This is a genomic window from Shewanella sp. SG41-4, from assembly GCF_014164505.1.
Taxonomy (GTDB): Bacteria; Pseudomonadota; Gammaproteobacteria; order Enterobacterales; family Shewanellaceae; genus Shewanella.
Genome location: NZ_JACJFI010000379.1, coordinates 1 through 2873, shown reverse-complemented (window position 1 = coordinate 2873; position 2873 = coordinate 1). Strand labels below are relative to the sequence as shown.

Annotated in this window: 2 protein-coding genes; both read right to left on the bottom strand. The window is 38.0% G+C overall.

What is annotated here, in order from left to right:
- Positions 1 to 139: 139 nt before the first annotated feature.
- Positions 140 to 1795: a curlin gene (locus H5202_RS19895; RefSeq protein WP_182773590.1), complete on the bottom strand. Its 1656-nt coding sequence runs from the start codon at positions 1793 to 1795 to the stop codon at positions 140 to 142.
- A 20-nt stretch (positions 1796 to 1815) separates the two neighbouring features.
- Positions 1816 to 2442, bottom strand: coding sequence for a curlin (locus H5202_RS19890; RefSeq protein ID WP_182773589.1), 627 nt, complete (start codon positions 2440 to 2442; stop codon positions 1816 to 1818).
- Positions 2443 to 2873 lie beyond the last annotated feature (431 nt).

Sequence of the window (2873 nt, the reverse complement as noted above, 5' to 3'; positions counted from 1 at the left end):
TATTGATACCAAGTCCGTATCAATGTTGATAATTTTAATTGATACTAAGTCCGTATCAATGTTGATAATTTTAACAAGTGGATTACCGTATAACAATTAGCCAAAAGGGTGCTTTCGCACCCTTCATTATACTTTTGTACTACATCCCTTGGATAACAGTAACTGAGTTACCGTAGCCAAATGAAGTTACATTAGCCGTATTACTCGCATCTGTTTGAGTAATCGATACCATGTTGTTACCTGCACCATCAACAAATACATCTGCATTATGATATGTACCAGTTTGAGAAATCATAATATCATTATCAGTACCACCCCATGATTCAGCAACTGCAGTATTTGAATCTCCCATTTGGTCAATATCAATGACCGATGATAAATCAGCTGCATCTGCATAAGCCATGTTCAAGTCACCGGTTTGATCAATCATTACTTCGTTTTCAGCACCTAAGGTACCGGCACCAATTTCAAGATCATACCAGTTGTTTGAAAGTGGAGAATTCCCCACAAAGTTACCATTACCTGTCTGATTAATCGTTATTGTATTTAGACCACCTAAATTAGTTTCCGCACCGGCATAGTTACCATCACCACTTTGCATAACGGTAATAGTGTTACCAAAACTGTTTGCTTCTTGGTCAACATAAGCTTTGTTATCATTTCCGATTTGAGTAACTACCGTAATATCATTACTACCAGCTTGCGTGACATTAGCCAAGTTGCCCTCTGTAGTTGAACCACTTTGAGTAACCGTTGCATTGTTCCCTACATTAGTTTGGTCAACATTTGCTACGTTGTCGAAGTCAGATTGAGTAACTAACGCCTCATTACTGGTACCGTTTTGGTTTACAGTGGCCGCGTTTGAAACACCACCTTGCATGATTGTCGCAGTATTGAAAGTATTACCAGTTTGCATAACGGTAGCCATACCGCCTTGACCAGTTTGATCTACATAAGCAATGTCGCTACTGCCCATTTGATCAACATCAGCCATGTTATCATCACCAGTTTGAAGTACATCTGCTTGGTTCAAGCTACCTTGCTGGTTGACATCTGCATCACTAGAAGCCCCCGACTGATATATATCACCACGGTTTCCATCACCCACTTGGGTTAGTGTGGCAACGGTATCATCAGCGCCTGCGCTATAACCATAGTTTTGGGTGTTTTGCTCAATATCACCGTTATTGCCAGCACCTGTTTGAGTCATCGTTGCACTTGCTGCATCAGAAGACTCTTGATTGATATAAGCGTCATTACCACCACCTAAGTTTTGAGTAATAGTTGCATCAGCAAAATCTGAAAAATGATTACGAATTTTTGCTACATCACTATCACCATTTTGATAAATTGTAGAGTTAGCTGTGTCGCCATTATCTTGTAAAATCTCAGCTGCGTTTAAATTACCGTTTTGTTCAACCAAAGCGGCTGCATTCGCACCATTATTAAATTGTTGTTCAATTTTGGCTTGGTTATTTTCGCCTGTAGTATCAATTGTGGCTGTGGCAGATTCAGTTGCATCATGCTGCAAGATAGTACCTTTATTATCATTACCAAGCTGAGTAATAAATGCCTTAGTTAAGGAAGTATCAGCCTGAATAACAGTCGATTCATTTCTGTCACCAGTTTGACCGACTGTTGCTTCATTTTGCATACTCGCCACTTGCTGTGTAACGACAACTGAATTTTCCGCACCACTCTGATTCACATTTGCAGTATTACTATCGCTTGCATAAGCTCCTGCTGAAGTAAATATCGCTGCTGAGATTAATAACGCTAATTTAGAATGTTTCATCTTCGTATTTCCCTTTACTCTTAGTTAGATAAGCTTCCCTGGGTCACAACAACATGTTGTGATACACCCCATTGGGTCACACTTACAGCATTTCCGGAGCCGTACTGCTGGATCCAAATCGCATTTTCACTACCGGTTTGATTGATAATGGCTAAATTATCCGTTCCAATTTGACCAACATCGGCCATCAGGCTAGAACCAAATTGGTTTAGTAAAACAACATTATTAAAACCGGCTTGTAGTATATTGGCTTCGATATCATTTCCTGACTGGTTTGCAATGGCATAATTATTTGTGCCCTGCTGTGTAGTGAGAGTTTGATTATTAAAGCCAGATTGAGTTGAAATAAACTGGTTGTTACTACCAAGTTGATTGATATTAATCAACAAATCGTCGCCAAATTGATTTATATTAGCTTGATTACCTATAGTAGCTAACTCATCAATATCGCTAATATCTTGGCTAACACAAGGAAATGAGGATATGCACAAAGCAAAAGTTAACACCCCTGCTTTTGCCGTTAAGCGATAATTGTTTTTACGCTTTTTCAAGGTCATGCTTCCTGCCCCCTTGTGCGATTCTGATAACAATTTAACTAACAAATTGAGTAAATCATCCCTCATCTCTGTGCCATTGATAGTTTCCATATTATGGCGTTTTACAATTGAGTACGAATCATCCCACAGTATTAAACCGTAATATACTTTAAGCCTAATTTACAATTACCCCCCTACCTTTGTACTATTAAAGGTAAATTATTGCATAAATAACAGTTACTTAATGGAGCAGGTTTTTGCCACTTAATAGATATATGCATCCTAGGTCAATATAAGTCTGTGGCTAAAGAGTAACGTCTCTATTTTGTTCAATGATTATAAATAAATTGTTCTGTTTTAATTAAACTAAGAAATGATCAAACATAGAAGCAATATGATAGAGGTCATTAACTTAGAACTTACTACAATGTCTACTCTATTAATTAAATCGGCTTGTGCTTTTGTATGGTTAACACCCCAACGGACTAATGTTGACTCGTTAACAAAATACTATTTAGCTATTGAGCTATTTAGCTATTGAG